The sequence below is a fragment of the Vibrio sp. 378 genome (genome assembly GCF_033339435.1).
Genome location: NZ_JAWOUO010000341.1, coordinates 1 through 831, shown reverse-complemented (window position 1 = coordinate 831; position 831 = coordinate 1). Strand labels below are relative to the sequence as shown.

Genomic DNA, 831 nt, shown 5'->3' with positions numbered 1-831 from the left:
CCACTTTGTGGTTCATGACTGGGGTGAAGTCGTAACAAGGTAGCGCTAGGGGAACCTGGCGCTGGATCACCTCCTTATACGATGATTATTGCGATGAGTGTTCACACAGATTGATACGGTTTATGAAGTTTAAGAGATAGAACATCCCCCAAGATGTTCACTTAGTGTCCCGTTCGTCTAGAGGCCTAGGACACCGCCCTTTCACGGCGGTAACAGGGGTTCGACTCCCCTACGGGATACCATTGGGTCGTTAGCTCAGTTGGTAGAGCAGTTGACTTTTAATCAATTGGTCGCAGGTTCGAATCCTGCACGACCCACCATTTCCTTCCACGGAAATCAAAACAATGTGGGCGATTAGCTCAGTTGGGAGAGCACCTGCCTTACAAGCAGGGGGTCACTGGTTCGAGCCCGGTATCGCCCACCATTCTCTAAGTATTTTTGGAATAAAACGTCCAAACCAGAACAAGCAATTGATACTGGTTGGTATTTTTGACTCTGAAAGTCTTTAGAAAATGTAACTTCCTTGTGAAGCAACATAGCTCTTTAACAATTTGGAAAGCTGACAAAACAACAATTTATTGTTGTTTGTAAAGTTCTCAATGTTTATCGAAAGATAAACACCAAAAAACACATTCAAGTGTTCTTGGCTTTTTGTTTTCATTTTTTCTAAAAATGAAGGTAAAGAGATGAGTCCGGCAAAATCAAATGTCTCTCGCTCATTCAAATAATGAGAGACAACTTTGGTGATTTGAACATCAACTCGAAACTCCTTCGGGTTGTATGGTTAAGTGACTAAGCGTACACGGTGGATGCCTTGGCAGTCAGAGGCGA

General features: G+C 43.4%; 3 tRNA genes and 1 rRNA gene. All 4 read left to right on the top strand.

The window, feature by feature from the left end:
• Window positions 1–77: ribosomal RNA gene (locus tag R7Q48_RS26155) — 16S ribosomal RNA — on the top strand; the annotation flags it as partial.
• An 89-nt stretch (window positions 78–166) separates the two neighbouring features.
• Window positions 167–242: transfer RNA gene (locus tag R7Q48_RS26150), tRNA-Glu, on the top strand.
• A gap of 2 nt (window positions 243–244) precedes the next feature.
• Window positions 245–320: transfer RNA gene (locus tag R7Q48_RS26145), tRNA-Lys, on the top strand.
• A 28-nt stretch (window positions 321–348) separates the two neighbouring features.
• Window positions 349–424 (top strand) — tRNA-Val (locus tag R7Q48_RS26140).
• The last annotated feature ends 407 nt before the right edge of the window (window positions 425–831 follow it).